Origin of the sequence: Pseudomonas sp. Leaf59 (assembly GCF_920984685.1) — a bacterium.
In the GTDB taxonomy this organism is placed as follows: Bacteria; Pseudomonadota; Gammaproteobacteria; order Pseudomonadales; family Pseudomonadaceae; genus Aquipseudomonas.
The window spans coordinates 1-21,697 of sequence record NZ_CAKLBR010000033.1; the positions used below are offsets into that span (position 1 = coordinate 1).

Annotated in this window: 20 protein-coding genes and 1 pseudogene; 7 read left to right on the top strand and 14 right to left on the bottom strand. The window is 62.9% G+C overall.

Annotated features, from left to right (window positions below):
* Positions 1-307 precede the first annotated feature (307 nt).
* The 3 genes from LUB09_RS23240 to LUB09_RS23250 form a co-directional block, all read right to left on the bottom strand.
* The gene (locus tag LUB09_RS23240) at positions 308-766 is read right to left on the bottom strand and encodes an anti-sigma factor domain-containing protein (protein ID WP_209985670.1); all 459 of its coding nucleotides are present in this window, start codon (positions 764-766) and stop codon (positions 308-310) included.
* A gap of 85 nt (positions 767-851) precedes the next feature.
* On the bottom strand, positions 852-1,529 hold the full coding sequence (locus LUB09_RS23245; protein ID WP_231423803.1) for an anti-sigma factor: 678 nt from the start codon (positions 1,527-1,529) through the stop codon (positions 852-854).
* Positions 1,526-2,152 (bottom strand): RNA polymerase sigma factor, encoded by a 627-nt coding sequence (locus LUB09_RS23250; RefSeq protein WP_231423804.1) that lies wholly within the window; start codon positions 2,150-2,152, stop codon positions 1,526-1,528. Before LUB09_RS23250 ends, LUB09_RS23245 begins: the two co-directional genes overlap by 4 nt.
* A gap of 127 nt (positions 2,153-2,279) precedes the next feature.
* Here LUB09_RS23250 and LUB09_RS23255 point away from each other — a divergent pair, with 127 nt between their 5' ends.
* Positions 2,280-2,852: a DUF2780 domain-containing protein gene (locus LUB09_RS23255; RefSeq protein WP_209985661.1), complete on the top strand. Its 573-nt coding sequence runs from the start codon at positions 2,280-2,282 to the stop codon at positions 2,850-2,852.
* Here the strand turns inward: LUB09_RS23255 and LUB09_RS23260 are convergent.
* The gene (locus LUB09_RS23260) at positions 2,849-3,736 is read right to left on the bottom strand and encodes an acyltransferase (RefSeq protein ID WP_209985658.1); all 888 of its coding nucleotides are present in this window, start codon (positions 3,734-3,736) and stop codon (positions 2,849-2,851) included. The two genes, LUB09_RS23255 and LUB09_RS23260, sit on opposite strands and share 4 nt — an antisense overlap.
* A 173-nt stretch (positions 3,737-3,909) precedes the next feature.
* Between LUB09_RS23260 and rloA2 the strand changes: the two genes are divergently transcribed.
* Genes rloA2 through creD form a run of 4 tightly spaced genes read left to right on the top strand, consistent with a single transcriptional unit; the run spans position 3,910 to position 7,926 of the window.
* Positions 3,910-4,410, top strand: a complete 501-nt coding sequence (gene rloA2 / locus LUB09_RS23265; protein ID WP_209985655.1) for a retropepsin-like aspartic peptidase RloA2 — start codon at positions 3,910-3,912, stop codon at positions 4,408-4,410.
* A gap of 9 nt (positions 4,411-4,419) precedes the next feature.
* Positions 4,420-5,088 carry a two-component system response regulator CreB gene (gene creB, locus LUB09_RS23270; RefSeq protein ID WP_209985652.1) on the top strand — a complete coding sequence of 223 codons (669 nt, stop codon included), beginning with the start codon at positions 4,420-4,422 and terminating at the stop codon, positions 5,086-5,088.
* Positions 5,088-6,527, top strand: a complete 1,440-nt coding sequence (creC, locus tag LUB09_RS23275) for a two-component system sensor histidine kinase CreC (protein ID WP_209985649.1) — start codon at positions 5,088-5,090, stop codon at positions 6,525-6,527. The genes creB and creC overlap by 1 nt, the downstream gene beginning before the upstream one ends.
* 52 nt (positions 6,528-6,579) lie before the next feature.
* Positions 6,580-7,926, top strand: a complete 1,347-nt coding sequence (gene creD / locus LUB09_RS23280) for a cell envelope integrity protein CreD (protein WP_231423805.1) — start codon at positions 6,580-6,582, stop codon at positions 7,924-7,926.
* A gap of 87 nt (positions 7,927-8,013) precedes the next feature.
* Here the strand turns inward: creD and LUB09_RS23285 are convergent, their stop codons facing one another.
* The 8 genes and pseudogenes from LUB09_RS23285 to LUB09_RS23320 all read right to left on the bottom strand — a co-directional run bounded on the left by LUB09_RS23285 (position 8,014) and on the right by LUB09_RS23320 (position 16,921).
* The gene (locus LUB09_RS23285) at positions 8,014-8,643 is read right to left on the bottom strand and encodes a glutathione S-transferase (protein WP_209985643.1); all 630 of its coding nucleotides are present in this window, start codon (positions 8,641-8,643) and stop codon (positions 8,014-8,016) included.
* A gap of 163 nt (positions 8,644-8,806) precedes the next feature.
* Positions 8,807-8,989 (bottom strand): hypothetical protein, encoded by a 183-nt coding sequence (locus LUB09_RS23290; protein WP_209985641.1) that lies wholly within the window; start codon positions 8,987-8,989, stop codon positions 8,807-8,809.
* Complete coding sequence (locus LUB09_RS23295; protein ID WP_231423806.1) at positions 8,986-10,089, bottom strand: PepSY-associated TM helix domain-containing protein; 1,104 nt, start codon at positions 10,087-10,089, stop codon at positions 8,986-8,988. Before LUB09_RS23295 ends, LUB09_RS23290 begins: the two co-directional genes overlap by 4 nt.
* A gap of 63 nt (positions 10,090-10,152) precedes the next feature.
* Positions 10,153-12,581: pseudogene (locus LUB09_RS23300) on the bottom strand (TonB-dependent siderophore receptor).
* A gap of 135 nt (positions 12,582-12,716) precedes the next feature.
* Complete coding sequence (locus tag LUB09_RS23305) at positions 12,717-13,679, bottom strand: FecR domain-containing protein (RefSeq protein WP_231423807.1); 963 nt, start codon at positions 13,677-13,679, stop codon at positions 12,717-12,719.
* Complete coding sequence (locus LUB09_RS23310) at positions 13,676-14,194, bottom strand: RNA polymerase sigma factor (RefSeq protein ID WP_231423808.1); 519 nt, start codon at positions 14,192-14,194, stop codon at positions 13,676-13,678. Before LUB09_RS23310 ends, LUB09_RS23305 begins: the two co-directional genes overlap by 4 nt.
* A gap of 100 nt (positions 14,195-14,294) precedes the next feature.
* Positions 14,295-15,002 (bottom strand): 3'-5' exonuclease, encoded by a 708-nt coding sequence (locus LUB09_RS23315; RefSeq protein WP_231423809.1) that lies wholly within the window; start codon positions 15,000-15,002, stop codon positions 14,295-14,297.
* Positions 14,999-16,921: a putative nucleotidyltransferase substrate binding domain-containing protein gene (locus tag LUB09_RS23320; protein ID WP_231423810.1), complete on the bottom strand. Its 1,923-nt coding sequence runs from the start codon at positions 16,919-16,921 to the stop codon at positions 14,999-15,001. The genes LUB09_RS23315 and LUB09_RS23320 overlap by 4 nt, the downstream gene beginning before the upstream one ends.
* Before the next feature lie 246 nt (positions 16,922-17,167).
* Here LUB09_RS23320 and LUB09_RS23325 point away from each other — a divergent pair, with 246 nt between their 5' ends.
* The gene (locus LUB09_RS23325; RefSeq protein WP_209985627.1) at positions 17,168-17,614 is read left to right on the top strand and encodes a response regulator; all 447 of its coding nucleotides are present in this window, start codon (positions 17,168-17,170) and stop codon (positions 17,612-17,614) included.
* A 162-nt stretch (positions 17,615-17,776) separates the two neighbouring features.
* On the opposite strand, the gene LUB09_RS23330 is transcribed toward LUB09_RS23325, so the two are convergent.
* A complete protein-coding gene (locus LUB09_RS23330) occupies positions 17,777-19,954 on the bottom strand; it encodes a malate synthase G (RefSeq protein ID WP_231423811.1) in 2,178 nt (725 codons plus the stop codon).
* A 267-nt stretch (positions 19,955-20,221) separates the two neighbouring features.
* Between LUB09_RS23330 and LUB09_RS23335 the strand changes: the two genes are divergently transcribed.
* Positions 20,222-20,734 carry a glycine cleavage system protein R gene (locus tag LUB09_RS23335; RefSeq protein ID WP_209985622.1) on the top strand — a complete coding sequence of 171 codons (513 nt, stop codon included), beginning with the start codon at positions 20,222-20,224 and terminating at the stop codon, positions 20,732-20,734.
* Here the strand turns inward: LUB09_RS23335 and rarD are convergent, their stop codons facing one another.
* Positions 20,735-21,619, bottom strand: a complete 885-nt coding sequence (gene rarD / locus LUB09_RS23340) for an EamA family transporter RarD (protein WP_231423812.1) — start codon at positions 21,617-21,619, stop codon at positions 20,735-20,737. It lies immediately after the preceding gene.
* Between the last annotated feature and the right edge of the window lie 78 nt (positions 21,620-21,697).

Below are 21,697 nucleotides of genomic sequence, written 5' to 3' on the forward strand. Positions count from 1 at the left end.
GCAGGCTTTGGAGCGTGGGCCGCCGCGATGGGCCATCCTTGGCCCAGCGCGGCTAACCCGGCGTCCTGCCGGGTTACCCACGCTCCAAAGCCTGCGTTCGGCCAGCGTGTTTGACGGGGCGCCTCAGGTCAAGATCAAGAGCGCGGCGGCCTGAGAGCCGACCGGTATGTGGAAGTGTGAACGCGATCAAATGTGGGATCTGCGCTTAACTGACTGGCATTGCGGCGTATCAGTCAACCAATGATTGACTGATGCACTGCTATCGGGAGCAAGCCCCCTCCCACAGGGTTTTTTAGTGTTTGGGGGATCAGCGTGTGGCCAATGCGCCCTGATAGACGGTTGGGCCTGTCGGTTGCTTGCTCAGCGAACCGCCCTTGGTTTCCGAACTCACCATCAATTCCACCGGTTTGCTGATGGTTTCCTGCTGGCGCGGGTTCAGGCCGATGATGCCTTTGCCGTCTTCCGGCAACAGCCCCAGGGACACGGGCGTGCCGCCTTCGGGAATGGCCCACAGTTCCAGGCTTTGGTCGGGCGCCGGGGCCGTGGCGGCAATCGGCTGCACTTCCAGGTAATCCTTGTGCGCCATGATCTGCGCGGCCGGCTGCTGGGCGGTGGTGACCAGGGTGGCGGCGGATTTGACGCTGTCTTTGGTGTAGAGCGCGCCGCCGACACCGGCAACCACGACGACACAGGCGCCGATAAACAGGCGCGGACGGCTCCAGAATGGAGGCTTGTGCTCAATCACTGGGGGTTGGATCGCAGTCATAAGTCTCTTCCTGACAAATTTTGTAGTCAGTTCATGGACCTTGCCAATGACGATGGGTTCCGGGGCCCATCGTCGGCGATCTTCGTCAGAGTGATGCCAATTGGCCTTTATATAGCACTGGCCCGGTCGGCTGGCCGCTCGGTGAACCGCCTTCGGGTTCGAGGGTGACGGCGAGGGTGGCCGGGGCTTTGAGCAGCGCTTGCTGTGCCTCGCTCAACTGAATTCGGCCCTTGCCTGCCGTCGGTACCAACCCCAGGGAGATCGGTTTGCCACCGGCGGGAATAACCCATAATTCCAGCGCCTGCGCAGGCGTCAATGCAGCTATTGCGAGGGGTTCAACCTGCAGGTGATCGGCAAACGTGTCGATTTGCAACGCTGGCTGCTGGTCGGCGGCGACCAGTGTGGTGCGGTATGCAAGGCCCGTGTCGCGTGGGTAGAGCACGCCGATCAACACTGCCGCAATCAGGGCGCACGCGGCAGCCAGCAGGCGCCCGTTCCTCCACCACGGTTTTTTCGCCGGTACGTGCAGCCCCTGCGGCTCGATCCGTGCCTGAATGCCTGCCCACACGTGATCGGGCACTGCGCGTTCGGGCAGGCTGCCGGTGAGGCTGGCGAGGGCCTCCTGCCAATGCCCAAGCTCTGCGCGCAGCGCGGCATCATTGAGCAGCAGGGTGTCAAACCGGCGACGCGCGGTGGCCGGCATCAGGCCGATCGCGTAGTCGGCGGCCAGGGCACGGCGCAGGACGGTGGTGTGGTAATTCATGATTCAAGGCACCTGCGCAGGCGCTCCATGCCGCGACGAATCCAGGATTTGACCGAGCCCAGGGGGGCCGCCAGGTGTTCGGCCAGCTCCGAGCACGACAGGCCTCGAAAGTAAGCCAGGGTGATCGATTGGCGCTGCATGCCGTCGAGGGTGTCCAGGCAGCGGTTGAGGGCGCGGGCGTTGCGTTCGCTGTCGAGCTGGTCGTGAGCGCTGTGACCTTCGTCGAGCAGGGCGTCCTGCTGGCCTTCGGTGAGGGGTTGCTCACGGCGTTTGCGCAATTGGTCGATGGCCAGGTTGCGGGTGATGTTCACCATCCAGGTCATGGGCGACGCCAGGTGTGGCTCGTAGCGCGACGCGTTGTACCAGATGCGTACGAAAGCCTCCTGCAACACGTCCTCGGCGAGGTCCGCACGGCCCATGAAGCGGTAGGCCACCCCATGCAGGCGCGGCGAAGCGCTGCGGTACAGGGTTTCGAACGCCTGGCGGTTGCCCAGGGCGCATTGGGCCAGCAGCGGGCGTAGTGGGTCAGCATCGGTCAGCGTAATGGGGCTTCTCCAGGCTCTCGAGCGAGGGCGACGGGACTGCGCACGGTGGGCAGAGGGTAATCCAATTTGCGCAGTCATTCCATCCAGCTCCGGGCGGCCTGTAAGCGTTATACGCAGGCCGGGGTGTTTCGGATGCGGTTGGGAACAAGCCCTGTTATCGCCAGTCCAACGCCTGCTTTCGCCCCCACCTGCAGAGGTTGTTTCGATGAAGATTTCACGCGGTTTCGCCCTTTCCTGCCTGATGACCCTGGCAGCGGCCCCGGTGTTCGCCGCAGGGTTCAGCCTTGGTGATGCGGCCAATGCGATTTCCGGCATGCAGGGCGGCAACAACAAGGCCGCTGCCGCCGCGCCGTCGTCCGAGACGGCCGGTCTGCTGAGCGCACTCACCTCGCAACTCAATGTCACCCCCGAACAGGCCGTCGGCGGCACCGGCGCCATGCTGGGCCTGGCCAAGAACCAGCTGAGCGGCAACGATTATTCGCAATTGGCCAAGAGCGTGCCGGGGCTGGACAAGCTGTCCGGCGACAATGCACTGGGCAGCCTCGGGGCCTTAAGCGGGATGCTCGGCCAGAGCGGCGGCAGCAAGACCAGCGGCCTGGACGGCCTGTTGGGCAACGTGAAGAACACCAACGACCTGAACTCCGCGTTCAGCGCCCTGGGCATGGACAGCGGCATGATCGGCCAGTTTGCGCCGGTGATCCTGCAATACCTGGGCAGCCAGGGCGCCAACGGCTCGGTACTGGGCAAGCTGGCCCAGGCCTGGGGCACCGGCAGCTAAGCCTGCTGCGCGCGCAGCTGTTCGATGCGCGCGTCTTTCTCCTGCCAGAGCTGGTTGACCCAGTTCTGGACGGTCTGGCGAAACACCGGATCGTTCTCGTAATCCCCCTGCCACAACGCCGGATCCAGCTCACGGGTGCGGATATCCACGATCACGGTTGGCACGCCGCCGCTGATCAAGTCCCAGAACCCCGGAATTTTCGCCTGCGGGTAAACCACGGTTACGTCGAGGATCGCGTCCAGCTGTTCACCCATCGCCGCCAGCACGAACGCCACGCCGCCCGCCTTGGGCTTGAGCAGGCGGGTAAAGGGTGATTCCTGCTGCACCCGCTTGGCTTCGTTGAACCGCGTGCCCTCCAGGTAATTGACCACCGTCACCGGCTGGCGCTTGAACAGTTCGCAGGCCTGTTTGGTGATCTTCAGGTCCTGCCCTGCCAGCTCCGGGTGTTTGGCCAGGAACGCCTTGGTGTAGCGCTTCATGAACGGGTAGTCGAGCGCCCACCAGGCAAGGCCCAGGAAGGGCACCCAGATGAGTTCTTTTTTCAGGAAAAACTTGAAGAACGGCGTGCGCCGGTTGAGCGCCTGGATCAGTGCCGGAATATCCACCCACGACTGGTGATTGCTGATCACCAGGTAGGAGGTGTCACGTCGCAGGTCGGCGCCGCCGCGAATGTCCCACTGGGTCGGGATACACAGCGAGAAGATGAGCTTGTCGATCTCGGCCCAGGTCTCGGCGATCCACATTACCGCCGCCGAGGCATGGTCGCGCCAGCGCCCCGGCGCTGCCAGCTTGAGCAGCGCGAACACCAGCAACGGGCCGATCAGGATCAGCGTATTGAGCAACAGCAGCAACGTGACGCAACAGCCGGTGAGCAGGCGGCGCATAAGCAACTCTTGGAATTCCTGTGGGCCGCTCATCATAAGCAAGCGCGGTCCAGAGGCCAAATCGCAAATCACCCTACGAATGTTTCACAACGGGCACGCTATGCTCGGTCATCCAACTAAGTGCCGGGTTTGCGGTCTAGAATCCGCCCACCTTCTTTCGAGGAAATCACGCCGTGAAATTGCTCCTTGCCGCGTTCACCCTGGTTGCCCTGCCCGTCATGGCCGCCGAACCGACCCTCTACGGGCGCTACGAATACATCCAGTTGCCGGAGATCGGCGAGACCTTCAAGGCCAAGATGGACACCGGCGCGCTGACCGCCTCGCTGTCGGCCCGCGACATTCAGACCTTCACCCGTGACGGCGACGACTGGGTACGCTTTCGCCTCGGCGGCCAGGACGCGTCGAACAAGGTGTACGAGCACAAGGTCGCGCGTATCAGCAAGATCAAGAGCCGCGCTGACGAGGATGACGACAAGGACGAGACCAGCGTGACCAAGCGGCCGGTGATCGACCTGGAAATGTGCCTGGGCGACGTCAAACGCACCGTCGAGGTCAACCTCACCGACCGCAGCAGCTTCAACTATCCGCTGCTGATCGGCGCCAAGGCCCTGCGCGAATTCGGCGCGGCGGTGAACCCGGCGCGGCGCTACACTGCCGACAAACCGGACTGCTGACGGACCGCCATGGCGCACATCCTGATTGTCGAAGACGAAGCCGCAATTGCCGATACGCTGATCTTCGCCCTGCAAGGCGAAGGGTTCACCACCACCTGGCTGACCCTCGGCCAGGCGGCGCTTGCGCATCAGCGCCAGACCCCGGCCGACCTGGTGATTCTCGACATTGGCCTGCCGGATATCAGCGGCTTTGAAACCTGCAGGCAATTGCGCCGTTTCAGCGAAGTGCCCGTGATGTTTCTCAGTGCCCGGGATGGCGAGATCGACCGGGTGGTGGGGCTGGAGATCGGCGCCGACGACTACGTGGTCAAGCCGTTCAGCCCGCGTGAAGTGGCGGCGCGGGTGCGCGCGATTCTCAAGCGGGTGGGACCGGTTGCGGCGCCTGCGGTGTTCCAGATTGATCTGGAGCGCATGCAGATCACCTATCGCGGCCAGCCCCTGAGCCTGACCCGCCATGAGTTCCGCCTGCTGCAAAGCCTGCTGGAACAACCCGAGCGAATATTCAGTCGCGAGCAACTGCTGGACGCGGTGGGCGTGCCCGCCGACGCCGGCTACGAACGCAATATCGACACTCACATCAAAAGCCTGCGCAGCAAATTGCGCAGCGTGGCGGCGCAGGCTGAGCCGATCCAGACCCATCGCGGCCTCGGCTACAGCTACAGCCCCGGCAACAGCTGATGCGCCTGGGGCTGCGGATTTTCCTGGTGTATGCGCTGTTTATCGGCCTTACCGGTTATTTCGTGCTCAGCACCGTCATGAACGAAATCCGTCCCGGTGTGCGCCAGTCCACCGAGGAAACCCTGGTGGACACCGCGAACCTGCTGGCCGAAGTGCTGCGCAATGACGTGAAGAACGGCACCCTCGGCCAAAGCCATTGGCCGGAGCTGCTTAAGGCCTACGGCAGCCGCCAGCCGGGCGCGACCATTTGGGGGCTGCCGAAAAACCAGGTCAACCATCGAATCTATGTGACCGACGCCCAGGGCCGTGTGCTGCTCGACTCCACGGGCGAAGCGCTGGGCCAGGATTATTCCCGCTGGAACGACGTGTACCTGACCCTGCGCGGTGAATACGGCGCGCGCTCCACCCGCAGCGACCCCGACGACCCGGCCTCGTCGGTGATGCACGTGGGCGCACCGATCCGCGACAACGGACGGATCATCGGCGTGGTCACCGTGGCCAAGCCCAACAGCTCCTTGCAACCCTATGTCGACCGCACCGAGCGCCGTTTGCTGTGGTACGGCGCCGGGCTGGTGGTGCTCGGCCTGCTGCTCGGCGCGTTGCTGTCGTGGTGGTTGAGCGCTGCCTTGCGGCGCCTCACCGCCTATGCCGAGGCAGTCAGCGAAGGGCGCCGTGCCGAGTTGCCGCATTACCGGGGCGGCGAGCTCAAGCAGTTGTCCACCGCCGTCGAACACATGCGCACGCAACTGGAAGGCAAGGCATACGTTGAGCATTACGTGCACACCCTGACGCACGAGTTGAAAAGCCCGCTGGCGGCGATTCGCGGTGCGGCGGAGTTGTTGCAGGGCGACATGAGCCGCGAACAGCAGCAGCGCTTTGTCGGCAATATCGACAGCGAAAGCGCGCGCCTGCAGCACCTGATCGAACGCCTGCTGAACCTGGCGCAGGTCGAACAGCGCCAGGGCCTGGAAGAGCAGGCGAGCATTGCGCTGGGGGCATTGGTCGATGAGGTACTCAAGGCGCAGTGCGCGCGTATCGAAGGCGCCGGGCTGCGGGTCGAGCAGGCCATTGCGGCGGATGTACAGGTGTTCGGCGAGCCCTTTCTGTTGCGCCAGGCGCTGGGCAATCTGCTGGATAACGCCCTGGACTTCACCCCGGCGGGCGGAACGCTGAGGTTCAGCGCGCAGGTGCGGCAGCACGATGTAGACGTCAGCCTGTTCAACCAGGCGGAGCCGATTCCCGACTATGCCCTGCCGCGCCTGAGCGAGCGCTTTTACTCGCTGCCGCGCCCGGCCAGCGGACGCAAAAGTACCGGTCTGGGCCTCAACTTTGTCGAAGAGGTGATGAAGCTGCACGGCGGCGCCATGGCGATCGGCAATGTGCCGGGCGGCGTGCAAGTGGTGCTGCATCTCCACACAGTCTCCACGATGCCCACATAAATCGCCCACATGCGCGGCTCACGCTCTGCCCATCCAAAACAGGGAGAGCCCCATGAACCGAAGCCTGCTTTACAAACTTGGCGCCATTGCGCTGCTGATGTTGCTGTTGCTGATTCCGTTGATGATGATCGATGGCCTCATCAGTGATCGTCAGCAAAGGCGCGATGAGGTATTGGCGGATATCGCCCGCAGCTCCAGTTACCCACAGCGCCTCACCGGGCCGGTGATGGTGGTGCCGTATCGCAGGACCGTGCGCGAGTGGAAGCTCAATGAAAAACTCAATCAACGCTACGAAGAAACCCGTGAAGAACGCGGTCGTCTGTATTTCCTGCCGGAGCGGTTTGAACTCGATGGCCAGGTGCACACCGAGCTGCGTAAGCGTGGCATCTACCAGGCGCGGCTGTTCCATGCCGACAACCGCATCAGCGGGCGTTTCGAGTTGCCTGAGCAGTTGGGCATTACCGAGCATTTTGCCGATTACCGCTTTGAACCGGCGTTTCTGGCGGTGGGTGTCAGCGATATTCGCGGCATCGAAAATGCGCTGAAACTGGAACTGGGCAGCCAGCGCCTCGCGTTCGCACCGGGCTCTCTGGTGGACTGGCTGGGGGAGGGTGTGCACGTGGCGCTGCCGGCGCTGGACAGCCACAAGCCCGCCGCGCTGGAGTTCGCGTTCGACCTGCGCCTGCAAGGCACCGAACAGCTGCACGTGTTGCCAGTGGGCAAGACCAGCCAGGTGTCACTCGCTTCCAACTGGCCGCACCCCAGCTTTATCGGCAACTTCCTGCCGACGCAACGGGACGTGACGAACAAGGGCTTTACTGCTCGCTGGCAAACCTCGTTTTTCGCCACCAACCTGGAGCAAGCCCTGCAAAGCTGCCTGGACCGCCAGGCCTGTGAGGACTTCAACAACCGCAGCTTCGGCGTGAACTTCATCGATCCGGTGGACCAATACCTCAAGAGCGACCGCGCGATCAAATACGCGTTGCTGTTCATCGCCCTGACTTTTGGCGGCTTCTTCCTGTTCGAAGTGCTGAAGAACCTGGCGCTGCACCCGATCCAGTACGGCTTGGTGGGCGCGGCCCTGGCGTTCTTTTATCTGCTGCTGTTGTCGTTGGCCGAGCACCTGGGGTTCGCCTTGGCCTACCTGATCTCGGCGAGTGCCGGTGTGCTGTTGATCGGCTTTTACCTGTGCCATGTGCTGCGCAGCCTTGCCCATGGCCTGCGGTTTTCGGCGGGGTTGGCGGCGCTGTATGGCTTGTTGTACGGGCTGCTCAGCGCCGAGGATTATGCGCTGCTGATGGGATCGCTGTTGCTGTTCGCCCTGCTCGGCACGGTGATGGTGCTGACGCGCAAACTGGACTGGTACGGCGTGGGCCGGCGCAAGGGGATTGAGCAATGATGGGCTTGCGCGAGGATCAACAGTTAAGGGAACAGTTGGTGAGCAGGATCAACACGCTGTTGTGGCAAGCCCGCTCGCCACAGAATGTCAGGCAGGCGGCTGGGTCTGCAGCATCGAAGGCCGCTGGCTGACCTCGGCATACCACTGCGCAAGCCTGGGGTTATCCGCCCGCCATTGCAGGTCCGGATGGCGGAAATCAAGGTAGCCCAAGGCACAGGCCACGCTGATGGCGGCGATGTCGAAATGGCTGGCCAGCTCGGCCATCGCATCCTGTTCCAGCTCGGCGAGGGTGCGGCGTATCTTAATGCGTTGTTCGTCCAGCCACGCAGCCCAGTGTTTTTCCACCGGGCGCAGGGCGAGCTCGTAGCGCGTCAGCACGGCGGCATCCAGAATGCCGTCGGCCATCGAGGCCAATGTGAGGCGACGCCAGCGGGCTGAGCCGTCGCGAGGGATCAGTGGGTTGCCGACGTGCTGGTGGTCGAGGTAATCGAGGATCACCCGGCTGTCGTGCAGCCTGCTGCCATCGGCCAGGCGCAGGGCCGGGATCTTGCCGACAGGGTTGCCTTGCACCACCTGGGCGTCCGGACTGACCGGCGTCGGCACGCAGTCGTGCAGGGCCACGCGGTCCTGCTGGCCGGTCTCGATCAGCAGCACGCGGACTTTGCGCACGAAGGGTGAAGCGGGGTTGTGGAACAAGGTCATGCTGGGCGTGGACATGGGTATTCCTCGAAATGGGCTGGGGCCTAGCCTATGAGGTTGGGCGATGGCTGGCGAGAAGATTGTGGTGTTTTTTCGGGCCTCATCGGGAGCAAGCCCCCTCCCACATTTGAAAGTATTCACACTTCAAAATGTGGGAGGGGGCTTGCTCCCGATAGCGCATTCAGCCGCGCCGCGCCAACAACCCCCAGGCGCCAATCACCGCTGGAACCCCCAGCCCCACCCAGCTCAAAACGTCCCAGAGCCCGTCGCCCAGCAGCGCCGCAAACAGCCCGGCGGCACTGAGCAGGCCGATCCCCAGCGGTATACCAAACACCTTCCAGAAACTCGACTGGCGCGGCTTCATGCCTTGCCCGCCTTGCGCCGCACGAGCCACAGGTACACCCCGCTGCCCAGCACAATGATGGTCAGCACATCCAGTACCGCCCACAGAATTTTCATCGTCATGCCGCCGTAGTCACCAAAATGCAACGGCTGCGACATGCCCATGGCGTCCATGTACCACGGTCGTTCGGCGATGGCGGTGACGGTCAGGGTGCGGGCGTCGATCAGTACCGGCGTGAGCAGGTGCGAGGTCAGGTGCGTGCTGCCTTTCATGAACACGGCGTAGTGGTGCTCGCTGGAAAAGCGTGTGCCGGGGAAGGCGATGAAGTCCGGCTGCATGCCCGGCGCGGCCTTGGCGGCAATGCTCAGCAACTCGCTGACCGGTGCGCGCTGCGTCAGCGGCGGGGCGTTCTTGTAGGGTTCGATCATGGCGCTGAGGCTGTCGGTGCGCCAGGCGGCGATGATCAGGTCGGCACAGGCACTGATCACGCCGGTCACGCCCACCACCAGCGTCCAGGTCAGGGTAACCGCGCCGAGCAGGTTGTGCAGGTCGAGCCAGCGCAGGCGCGTGGATTTATCCTGGCGCACCGTGCCGAATTTCAAGCGGCGCATGAACGGCAGGTACAGCACCGTGCCGGAGACAATCGCCAACACAAACAGCAAGCCCATGAACGCCAGCAACAACTTGCCCGGCAGGCCGGCGAACATGTCCACATGCAGGCGCAGCACGAACAGCGTAAAACCGCCATTGGCCGAGGGCATCTCCACCGATTCACCGGTGCGTGCGTCGAGCATGAAGGTGTGCGACGAATTGGGCTCGGTGCCGGCGGTCGCCGCCATGATCGCGATTACCCCGTTTTTGTCGTCCTCGTCCCAGGCCAAATACTGCATGGCCTCGCCCGGGCGATGGGCCTGGGCTTTAGCGACCAGTCGTTCCAGATCGAGCTGCGGCGTGTCGGCCGGCATCTGCGCAAGCGTCGGCTCATTGCCCAGCAGGTGGTCGATCTCATGATGAAACACCAGCGGCAGCCCGGTGAGGGCGAGCAGCAACAGGAATACGGTGCAGATCAGGCTGGTCCAGGTGTGGATGAAGGACCAGCGGCGGATGGTTTTGCTTTTCATTTTTCTAGCCTTCAAACGCACCGAAGCCGTCCCGGAGGACGGCTTGGTGGTTAACTCAGCGGATTACCACTGATAAGTGGCACTGGCGACTACGCTGCGTTGGTCGCCGAAGTAGCAGTAGGAGCCGTCGCAGGTGGAAATGTAATCCTTGTTGAACAGGTTAGTGGCGTTCACTTTCACCGACGCACCCTTGAGGCTATTGTCCAGTCGGCCCAGGTCATAGTGTACGGCGCCGTCGAACACGGTGTAGGCATTGGCTTTGCCGGCCCAGGTGTTGGCCTGGTCGCCATAGGTGTTGCCGGTGTAGCGCGCGCCAAAGCCGATACCGAAACCGTCGAGTGGTCCGGTATGCCAGGTGTAGTCGGTCCACAGCGAGGCTTGCTGATTGGGGATCAGTTGCAGCCGGTTGCCTTTGTACTGGCCCTTTTGCACTTCAGACTTGGCCAGGGTGTAGGCCGCGATTACCTTGAGGTTATCGGTCACGTCAGACACGGCTTCCAATTCCAGGCCCTTGACCTTCACTTCGCCGGTCTGATCGGTGACCGAGGCACCACCGGACTGGAAGCTGGTAACTTGTACATTCTTCTGCGTCAGGTCGTAGACCGCGGCACTGAGCAGGGTGTTGGAGCCGGGCGGCTGGTATTTGATCCCCAGTTCCCACTGCTGGCCTTCGGTCGGTTTGAACGACTGGACGGGGTCTACGCTGGCGTTGCTCGCGGGCTGGAACGACTCGGCGTAGGAAAGGTAGGGCACGAAACCTGAGTCGAACACATAGCTCAGCGCCGCGTTGCCACTGAAGTTCTTGCTGCGATCAGTATTGGTGGCGTCGTTTTTATTGAAGTAGGTTGTGCCCTGGTGTACCCAGTCTTCACGGCCGCCAAGGGTCAGGCGCCAGTTATCGAGGGCCATTTGGTCCTGCACGTAAAGGCCGGTCTGCACGGTTTTCTGGTTGTAATCGTAGAAGGCCGTTGAGCGTGCCGGGCGTACGATCGGCTGACCGTAGACCGGGTTGAAAATGTTGGTGGTGCCGCCGTCGCCGAAAATCGCCAGGTAAGAGGTATCGGTGCGCTGATGATCCAGACCCAGCAGCAGAGTGTGAGTGATGTCGCCGGTGGCGAAGTCAGCCTGGAAATTGTTATCCACTGCGAACTGGCTGATGTCCTCGTCCACGTTGGTCGAGGAGCGGCTGATATTGCCATTGGCATCAGCAGGGGAGAACGCGAAGGAGCCGACCGTCAGTTGTTGGAATGCCAATTCGGACTTGGTGTAGCGTAGGTTCTGCTTGAATTGCCAGGTATCGTTGAAGCGATGCTCAAAAGCATAGCCGAGTGCATAGTAGGTACGGTCGTAGAAGTCGTAATCGGGATCGCCAAGGTTCTTGTGGTGGGAAACCTCGCCTAGCGGTGATTTGATCTTGGTGCCTTGGATCGGCAGGAATTGACTGGTGGTGCCGGTATCATCGCGGGTGAACTGTGACAGCAGGGTCAACTTGGTATCGGTATCGATATTCCAGGTCAGGCTGGGCGCGATGTTGTAGCGCTTATTGTCAATATGGTCGACCTGGGTGCCAGCATCACGCAGCACACCGCTGAGGCTGTAGAGAAACCGGCCTTCGTCATCGATTTTGCCGGTGCTGTCAAAGTTGATCTGGCGGTAGTTGTCACTGCCGTACTGCACCTGCACTGCGTTACTCGGTTCTGCGCTGGGACGCCGGCTGACCATGTCCAGCAGACCGCCCGGCGGGGTCTGGCCATAGACCGACGAGGCCGGGCCGCGCAGCAGGGCGAGGCGATCCAGATTCCACGTTTCGGCTTTAGGGTTGGCGTACACACCGCGCGGCAGTGGCAGGCCGTCGAGGAATTGGGTGGGTTCGAAGCCGCGTACGCGCATCCAGTCGTAGCGTGTGTCGCTGCCGTAGCTGGCGGACACAATGCCGGGCATGTATTTGACGGCATCGTCCAGGTTCTGGACGTTGCGATCCTGCATCTGCTCGCGGGTGGCAACGGAAATCGAGCGCGGTGCTTCGACCAGTGCAGTGTCGGTCTTGGTGCCGGCGGCGGTGCGCTTGGCCAGGTAACCCTCCACCGGCCCCCACGCACTTTCATAATTGCCCTGCCCGATAACGCTGGTCTGCGGCAACGCCACTACCCCGTCCGGAATCGGCACCAAAGTAAACGTCCCTGCCGTGCCTTGCTCCAGTTGCAGCCCCGTCCCGCGCAAGGCTTCACGCAGCGCGCTCTGCGCATCGAACTGGCCCTTGACCGGTGCCGAGGTCTTGCCGGCGGCGAGCGTCGGGTTGAGGGTCAGCGCAGGCCGGCCTGACTGGCGATCTGGTTGAGGGTGCTGGCCAGGGGCGCGGACGGCAGGTTGTAGGCGCGCACGCTTGCGGCGTGTTCGGCGGCGAGCAGCAAGGGGCTGGCGAGCGGGGCGCCGAGGGCAATGGCCACGGCTAACAGGCTGGGGCGCAACAAGGTGTCGAGCGTGCGGGACATGAAGGGGCGGCTCCTGATGGAAATAGTTCTCGATTGCCTAGGAGCCGGATGAGAATGGGAAAGTGATAGGGCGGGCGGTAAATATTTTTTGGGTTGTTGTTGAGGGCCTCATCGGGGGTAAGCCCCTCCCGCATTTCAAGGCCTGGCGCGCACCGTCACCCACCACGGTGTGTGCTGCTCGATTTGCACCGGCAGCGTCGGCAGCAATGCATTGAGCGCCAGGTTGGTATCGCGCAGCGGGAAGCTGCCGGTGATGCGCAGGTCGGCCACGTTTTTATCCACGCCCAGGTGGCCGCTGCGGTAGCGGCCGAGCTCCTTGATCACGTCAGCGAGACGCGCGTTGTCGACCACCAGCATGCCGCGCGTCCAGGCGTCGCTGCCGGGGGTGACGGCCAGCAAGGGGCCCAAACCATCGCTGCGCATCAGCACTTGCTGGCCGGCCTTGACCACCTGTGCCTGGTGCTGCGCCTCAGGCTGCGCGGCCACGGCCGACTGCAACACGCTCAGGCGCGTGGCGTGGTCTTCGCGCTTGACGATGAACCGCGTGCCCAGCGCCCGCAGGCTGCCGTCGGGGGTTTGCACGTAAAACGGGCGCGCGTCGTCATGGCCGGTTTCGATCAGAATTTCCCCGGCCTGCAACACGATCAGGCGGCGCTTTTCGTCGAAGCGCACGTCGATGGCGCTGTGGGTGTTGAGGTTGATCGAGGTGCCATCGGCCAGTGTCAGCGTGCGCTGCTCGCCGGTGGCGGTGCGTTGGTCGGCGAGCCAGTAATGCAGCGGCACGTAGCGCTCGCCGGCAAACAACGCCAGCCCGCACACCAGCGCGATACTCGCCAGGCCCCGTCCCAGTTTGCGCACGCGTTGGCGAATGCCTTCGCGCGACTGCAGCAAGGCCGCCCGCGCCGGGCCCGAGGCTGCGCTGAAACGCTGATCGAGCATGCCCAGCTGGCGCCAGGCGCGGGCGTGTTCGGCATCGCTGGCCAGCCATCTGCGCAATTCTTCCTGTTCCACCGCGCTGGCGTCGCCCGCGTCGAGGGACAGTTGCCAGGCAATCGCGGCATCCAGCACCCGCGCCGAGACCGGTTTGGCACCTATCACAGCGGCTGGCCGTACAAGGCGATGTAGCACTGGCGAATCCCCTGGGCCAGGTACTGGCGCACGCGGGGCACCGAGACGCCCAGGCGCTGGGCGATTTCGGCGTGGCCCATGCCGTCCAGGCGGCTGTGCAGAAACGCGGCGCGAGCCTTGCTCGACAGTTTGCCGAGCAGTCGGTCGATGGCCTTGAGGTCTTCGAGGATCAATTGCTGTTCTTCGGGCGAGGGCTGTTCGCTTTGCGGGATCAGCATCAATTCGGTGAGGTAGGCCTGTTCCAGCGCCGCGCGGCGGAAGTAGTCGAACAGCAGGCCTTTGGCGATGGCCACCAAAAAGGCACGTGGCTCGCGGGGTTCGCGCAGCTCGGCACGTCCCAGCAGGCGCACGAAGGTGTCCTGACTCAAGTCTTCGGCGCGGCTGGCGCAGGCCACGTTGCGCCGCAGCCAGGCCAGCAGCCAGCCACGATGGTCGCGATACAACGCACCAACAAGCTCACTGTGGGGAGGCTGGACTGACGACAAGGCATCACCGGATAAACGAATTGTTTAAACTAACGAGAATTATTCGCGATTGTGGCAGAGGCATTGGATGGGCGCAATTGGCGTTTGTCGGGAGGTGGCATTAAAACGATGGCGCGTGTTTGCGCCGTCTCCATTGGCCCAAGCGCTCTTGCAAGGCCTTCGGTGAGTCGATGTGCTGCCGGCGCGCGCGGCTGAACAGAATCAGCATCAGTTCCGCCGTGGCCAGGGCATCGGCGCTGGCGTGATGGCGTTCGCCCACCTGCAGGCCAAAGTGGTGGATCCAATCGTCCAGCCCGGCTTCACGCAGTGGCGCGTCGGGGCACAGCAGCGGGGCGATCTCGGCCACGTCGAGGAACGGGTGGGCCAGGCGATAGCCCAGGCTGTCCTTGAGCGCGCGGCCCAGCATGTGTTGATCGAACGGCGCATGGAAGGCCAGCAGCGGGCTGTCGCCGATAAACGCCATGAAGTCCAGCAGCGCCTCCGCCGGGTCGCTGCCGGCGGCGATGGCGCTGGGGCCCAGGCCGTGGATCAGCACGCTGGGGCTGAGCCGGTTGTCGGCGCGGTGCAGCGTGCGTTCGAACAGTTGCGAGAAGTCCACCGCACCGTCCTCAATGACCACGGCGCCGATGGACAGCACCTGGTCGCGGTTAAGGTTCAGACCGCTGGTTTCCAGGTCCACCACCACCCAGCGCTGGCTGCGCAAAGAACCGTCGCCCAGTGCGCAGGGTGAGGGCAGTTGCACCAGGCGTTGCTGCTGCGCCGCGTCGAGCCGCGGTTTTGTCTTGCGCAGCCAGCTGAACAGGCTCACAGCTGATACCGAAATGTCAGGCTGCTCTGCAGGCGTTGGGCCTGGCGCAGGGATTCGCGCAGGATAAGGCGGTCCAGGTGGTTGAGGCTGTCGGGGTCGACGCGGTTGGAGTACGGCTGGTTTTCCCGGCTTTGCAGTTGGTGCTGCTGCATGCGGGTCTGCTGGATAAAGTGATAGGCCTCTTCATACGCGGCGCCGTCCAGCGGCTCGATCACGGCCTTGATCACCAACTGACGCAGGCGCTCCAGGGTGTTATTGGCGTGAATGCCATTGGCCAGGGCCAGCAGTCGCGCGCCGTCAACGAATGGCGTAAGGCCCTGCACCTTGAGATCGAGTGTGGCCTTTTCGGCGCCGTTGCGCGTCAGCACGAAGTCGCGAAAGCGCCCAACCGGCGGGCGCTGGCGCAGGGCGTTCTCGGCCAGCATGCGCTGGAAGAGGCGGTTGTCGGCGACCTGGTCAAGGACGCCCTGGCGCAGTTGCTCACAGCCCTGCTCATCGCCCCACACCACGCGCAGGTCGAAATAGATGCTCGAGCCCAGCAGATTTTCCGGGGTGGCCTCGCGAATGAACGCCGCAAACCGGCGTGCCCATTCAGAGCGAGACAGGCACAGCTCGGGGTTGCCGGCCATGATGTTGCCCTTGCACAGGCTGAAGCCGCACAGCGCCAGGCTCTGGTTGATCTGCTGCGCCAACGGCAGCAGGCGCCCGCGTCGCTCGGCGGCTTCGGCGGCGTCCCTGGCCTCGAACAGGATGCCGTTGTCCTGATCGGTGTAGAGCGTCTGTTCGCGGCGTCCTTCGCTGCCGAAGCACAGCCAACTGAATGGCACGCCCGGGTCGCCCTTTTCGGCGAGGGTCAGTTCGATCACCCGGCACACGGTGTGGTCGTTGAGCAGCGTGATGATGTGGGTGATCTGGGTGGACGAGGCACCGTGGGCGAGCATGCGCTCCACCAGTTGACCGATCTCGCCGCGCATCGCCACCAGGTTGTCGACCCTGGGCGCGTTACGGATGGTGCGGGCCAGGTGCACCAGGTCGACCCGTTGCAGGGAAAACAGGTCGCGTTCGGACACCACGCCGCACAGGCGCTGGTCCTTGACCAGGCACACGTGGGCGATGTGCCGTTCGGTCATGGCGATAGCGGCGTCGAAAGCGCTGTGGTCCGGGGTGAGAAAAAACGGCGCCTGGGTCATGTGCCCCGCGATGGCCTGGCTGAAGTCACCGGTGCCGTCGGCCACCACCTGGCGCAGGTCGCGCAGGGTGAAGATGCCCAGAGGCGCCTGCTGGTCGTCGACGATCACGATGCTGCCCACTTGCTGTTCATGCATCAGCGTCACGGCTTCGCGCAGCGGTGTCTGCGGGCTGCACATCACCGGATGGCGCATGGCCAGGTCGCCCAGGCGGGTGTTCAGGGAGTATTGGGTGCCGAGGGTTTCCACGGCCTTTTGCTGCACCTGCTGGTTGACCTGGTCCAGCAGGCTGCTGACGCCGCGCAAGGCGAAATCGCGGAACGGGCTGGACAGCGCAAACAGCTTGATAAAGGCCGGCTTGTTCAATTGCAGGCAGAAGGTGTCTTCGGCGGCTTTGTGTTCGGTGCGGGTTGCTCGTTCACCGAGCAATGCGGCCAGCGGAAAGCATTCGCCGGTGGTGATTTCGAAGGTGGTTTCGGTCGAGTCCGGGCGTTCACCCACCACGCGGCCTTGCTTGACGATATAGAAGTGCTCCACCGGCCCGCCCGCCGGTTTGAGGATGCTGTCGCCGGTGCCGTAAAAGCGCAGCTGGCATTGCTCCACCAGAAACGCCAGGTGCGCGTTCTCCATTTGGTTGAACGGCGAAAAGCGCTGCAGGAATTGCAGGGTGCCGTGGATGTTCTGCAAGACGGCGGTTTTTCCCGCCTGGGCGAAAGCATCAGCTTTACTCATAACAGTGACCGCAATGTTTTTGTCGTTATCGTGCTGCATGGTCGGCTGGCGCACGGCGGGTGCCCATTGGACGTAAGTCTAGGTAGCGAAGTGACTGCACGGACTAGGGAAAAACCCTATGGGACTACCGTGCAAACCCCGTGGAACGCCCACTAGGCAAAGTTTCCGACGAAGTGCACATTGAACGCCCTTGCGCAGATGTCTGACGAGTGTGCTGCGAGATTGAATAGAACTGCTGAGAACTGTATGTCCGACCACGATATTTTGAGTGATGCCGAGCGCGAGGCGCTGAGCGCCGTGATGCTGGAACCTGATTTACCGCCACAGCGTGTATTGATTGTTGATGACGACAAGGATGCGCGTGAACTGTTGGCGGAGATTCTGGGGCTGGACGGTATTCGCTGCATGACGGCCGACAGTGGTGAGGCAGCGTGGGAGTTATTGAAAACCAGCAGCTCGATCGGCTTGTTGATTACCGACCTGCGCATGGCTCCCGGGAGTGGTCTTGAGCTGATCCGCCAGGTGCGTGAGTCCACCCGCGCGGCGTTGCCGATCATCATTATGTCGGGGGACGCCGAGGCGCCGGATGTGATTGATGCGATGCATTTGAGCGTGGTGGATTTTTTGCTCAAGCCGATTGATAGCGTGAAGTTGGCGCAGATGGTGAAGCGGGAGTTGGGGATGATTTCCTGATGGTGAGGTGACGGTGCTGGCCTCATCGGGAGCAAGCCCCCTCCCACATGTCGAGCTGTGAATACCTTGCAGATGTGCGAGGGGACTTGCTCCCGATAGCGCCACTCCAGTGACCCTGAAACCAAAGAAAAAGCCCTGATCTCTCGATCAGGGCTTTTTCATTTACAGGCCGTTTTTAGCCTTGAACTCCCGACGCCTGCGGTGCAACACCGGCTCGGTGTAACCATTGGGCTGTTTGGTCCCTTCAATCACCAGTTCCACCGCGGCCTGAAACGCGATGTTGCTGTCGAAGTCCGGCGCCAACGGCCGGTACAGCGCATCCCCGGCATTCTGGCGGTCCACCACCGGCGCCATGCGCTTGAGGCTTTCCAGCACCTGGGCTTCGCTGACGATGCCGTGGCGCAGCCAGTTGGCAATGTGCTGGCTGGAAATACGCAGGGTGGCGCGGTCTTCCATCAGGCCAACATCGTTGATGTCCGGGACTTTGGAGCAGCCCACACCCTGGTCAATCCAGCGCACCACGTAACCGAGGATGCCCTGGGCGTTGTTGTCCAGTTCGTTGCGGATTTCTTCGTCGGACCAATCGGTAGAGCCGGCCAGCGGAATCGTCAGGATATCGTCCACCGAGGCGCGTTCGCGCTGGGCAAGTTCCACCTGGCGGGCGAATACGTCGACCTTGTGATAGTGCAACGCATGCAGGGCGGCGGCGGTTGGCGACGGCACCCAGGCGGTGTTGGCACCGGCCAGGGGGTGAGCGATTTTCTGTTCGAGCATGGCGGCCATCAGGTCGGGCATGGCCCACATGCCTTTGCCGATCTGGGCGCGGCCCTGCAGGCCGGCGCGCAGGCCAATGTCGACGTTCCAGTTTTCGTAGGCGCCGATCCATTTTTCCGCTTTCATGGCGGCCTTGCGCACCATCGCGCCGGCTTCCATGGAGGTGTGGATTTCATCGCCGGTGCGGTCGAGGAAGCCGGTGTTGATGAACACCACGCGCTCGCTGGCCGCCTGGATGCAGGCCTTGAGGTTGACCGTGGTGCGGCGCTCCTCGTCCATGATCCCGACCTTGAGGGTGTTGCGTGGCAGGTTCAGCACGTCTTCGATGCGACCGAACAACTCGTTGGTGAACGCCACTTCTTCGGGGCCATGCATCTTCGGTTTGACGATGTACACCGAGCCAGTGCGGCTGTTGCTGCGGCTGCTGTTGCCGTTGAGGCTGTGGATCGCCGCCAGGCTGGTGAGCAGGCCGTCGAGAATGCCTTCGGGCACTTCGTTGCCGTGTTTGTCGAGGATCGCGTCGATGGTCATCAGATGACCGACGTTGCGCACGAACAGCAGCGAACGGCCGTGCAGCGTCACGTCTTCGCCGTGCACGCCGGTGTAGACGCGGTCGGGGTTCATGGTGCGGGTGAAGGTGGTCCCGCCCTTGGCGACTTCTTCAGCCAGGTCGCCCTTCATCAGGCCGAGCCAGTTGCGGTAGATCACCACTTTATCGTCGGCATCGACGGCGGCGACGGAGTCTTCGCAGTCCATGATGGTGGTGAGTGCGGCTTCCATCAGGATGTCTTTGATGCCGGCGGCATCGGTCTGGCCAACCGGGGTGCTGGCGTCGATCTGGATCTCGAAATGCAGGCCGTTGTTTTTCAGCAGGATTGCAATCGGCGCGGCTGCCGGGCCCTGGAAGCCAATGAGCTGGGCATCGTCGCGCAGGCCACTGTTGCTGCCACCTTTAAGGGCCACGATGAGCACGCCATCGACGATTTTGTAGCCGGTGGACTCGGCGTGGCTGCCGGCGCTGAGTGGCGCGGCCTGGTCAAGGAAGGCGCGGGCGAAGGCGATGACCTTGTCGCCACGCACCTTGTTGTAACCCTTGCCCTTCTCGGCGCCGTCGGCTTCGCTGATGGCGTCGGTGCCATAGAGCGCGTCGTACAGCGAACCCCAGCGGGCGTTGGAGGCGTTGAGGGCAAAGCGCGCGTTCATTACCGGCACCACCAGCTGCGGGCCGGCCATGCGGGCGATTTCGTCGTCGACGTTTTCAGTGGTGGCCTGGAAGTCTGCGACTTCCGGCAGCAGGTAGCCGATCTCTTGCAGGAAGGTTTTATAGGCCACCGCGTCGTGGGCCTGGCCGGCGTGAGCCTGGTGCCAGGCGTCGATCTGCGCCTGGAAATCGTCGCGTTTGGCGAGCAGGGCCTTGTTCTTCGGCGCGAGGTCGTGAATGACCTGGTCGGCGCCGGCCCAGAACTGCTCGGCCGTGAGGCCGGTGCCGGGAATCGCTTCGTTGTTGACGAAGTCGAACAGGACTTTGGCGACCTGCAGGCCACCGACTTGAACGTGTTCAGTCATTGCTTGCCTCACTCTGCGGAGCTTATGCGCTTAATCTGATGATCATTATGTAGTGCCCGGTTGGGCATACTACATGATGACTTGTGCTTGTGAATATCAGACTCAATACGTCGTTTAGCGACCCATTTTGATCATGCGGTCACAGCGAAGAGCCGGATGTTCTCAAGAAACCGCTGGATTGTTCCAGATAAAAATAAAAATGGTACACGATTTGTTTTCGAGGGCCTGCGGGTCCACTTTGTAGATTGATTTCCAGAGGGCTTCGCCATGGACCATCTTGTACTCACAATTATCGCCGCCGACAAACCCGGCCTCGTCGAACGCATCGCGCAGAACATTGCCGCCCACGGTGGCAACTGGCTGGAAAGCCGCATGGCGCATATGGCCGGGCAGTTTGCCGGGATTTTGCGGGTGAGCGTGCCGGCCGAGAGCCGACAGGCGCTGGTGGGCGCGCTGGAGGACCTGTCCACCCATGGCATTCGTGTGCTGGTGGGCGAGGGCAGCAGCGGGCAGGCGTCGACGTCCAAGTCGATTGTGATGACGCTGCTGGGCAATGACCGCTCGGGCATCGTGCGCGAGATTACCGCGCTGCTCAGCCGCCAGGGCGTCAACCTGGAGCGCCTGAGCACCGATGTGCGCCCGGCGCCCATGAGTGGCGACCCGCTGTTCAGTGCCGAAGCCCTGCTGCAGGTGCCGTCCGGTTTGTCCCTGGAAACCCTGCAGGAATCCCTGGAGACCCTCGCCGATGACTTGATGGTGGAGCTGCGCAGCGAGGAGTGATCAGCGTTTGCGCGCGTTCAACCCGATATCCACGCTGTACACCGCCAGCCCGGCCCAGATGAACGCGAAGGCAATCAGCGTGGCCGGCGCCAGGTGCTCGCCGAACAGCAGCACGGCCTGGAGCAGCACCAGAGTGGGCGCTATGTACTGCAAAAAACCCAAGGTGGTGTAGGGCAGATGCCGTGCGGCGGCGTTGAAACACACCAGCGGCACCAGCGTGACCGGACCGGCTGCGACCAGCCACCAGGCTTCGGATGTGCTCCAGAATGCCATCTGCGCGCTGTGGGCCGAAGGGTTGAACAGCAACCACGCCACGGCAATCGGTACCAGCATCCAGGTTTCCACCACCAGCCCCGGCAGCGCCTTGACCGGCGCCTGCTTGCGGATCAGCCCGTAGAAACCGAAGGTCAGCGCCAGCACCAGCGACACCCACGGCAAACTGCCGACCTGCCACACCTGCTGCGCCACACCCACCGCCGCCAGGCCCACGGCCACCCATTGCAGGCGGCGCAGGCGCTCGCCGAGGATCAGCATGCCCAGCAGCACATTCACCAGTGGGTTGATGTAGTAACCCAGGCTTGCTTCGAGCATGCGCCCGCTGTTCACCGACCACACATAAGTCAGCCAGTTGGCCGCAATCAACGAACCGCTGAGGGCCAGGATCGCCAGGCGCCTGGGGTTGTCGCGCAGCTCGCGCCACCAGCCCGGGTGTTTCCACACCATCAGCAACAAACCGCCGAACAGCGCCGACCACAACACCCGGTGCACGATGATCTCGGCGGCGGGCACGCTGGCGATGGCTTTGAAGTAGAGCGGGAACAGGCCCCAGATGATGTAGGCGCTAAGGCCCAGGATGTACCCCTTGCGGGGGTTGGCGGCGTGCATGCGGAATCCTTGCTCGGGCAACTGACAAAGGCGTGATTGTAAGGATATTTGTCAGCCTGGGGGATTGGCTTTGCTTTA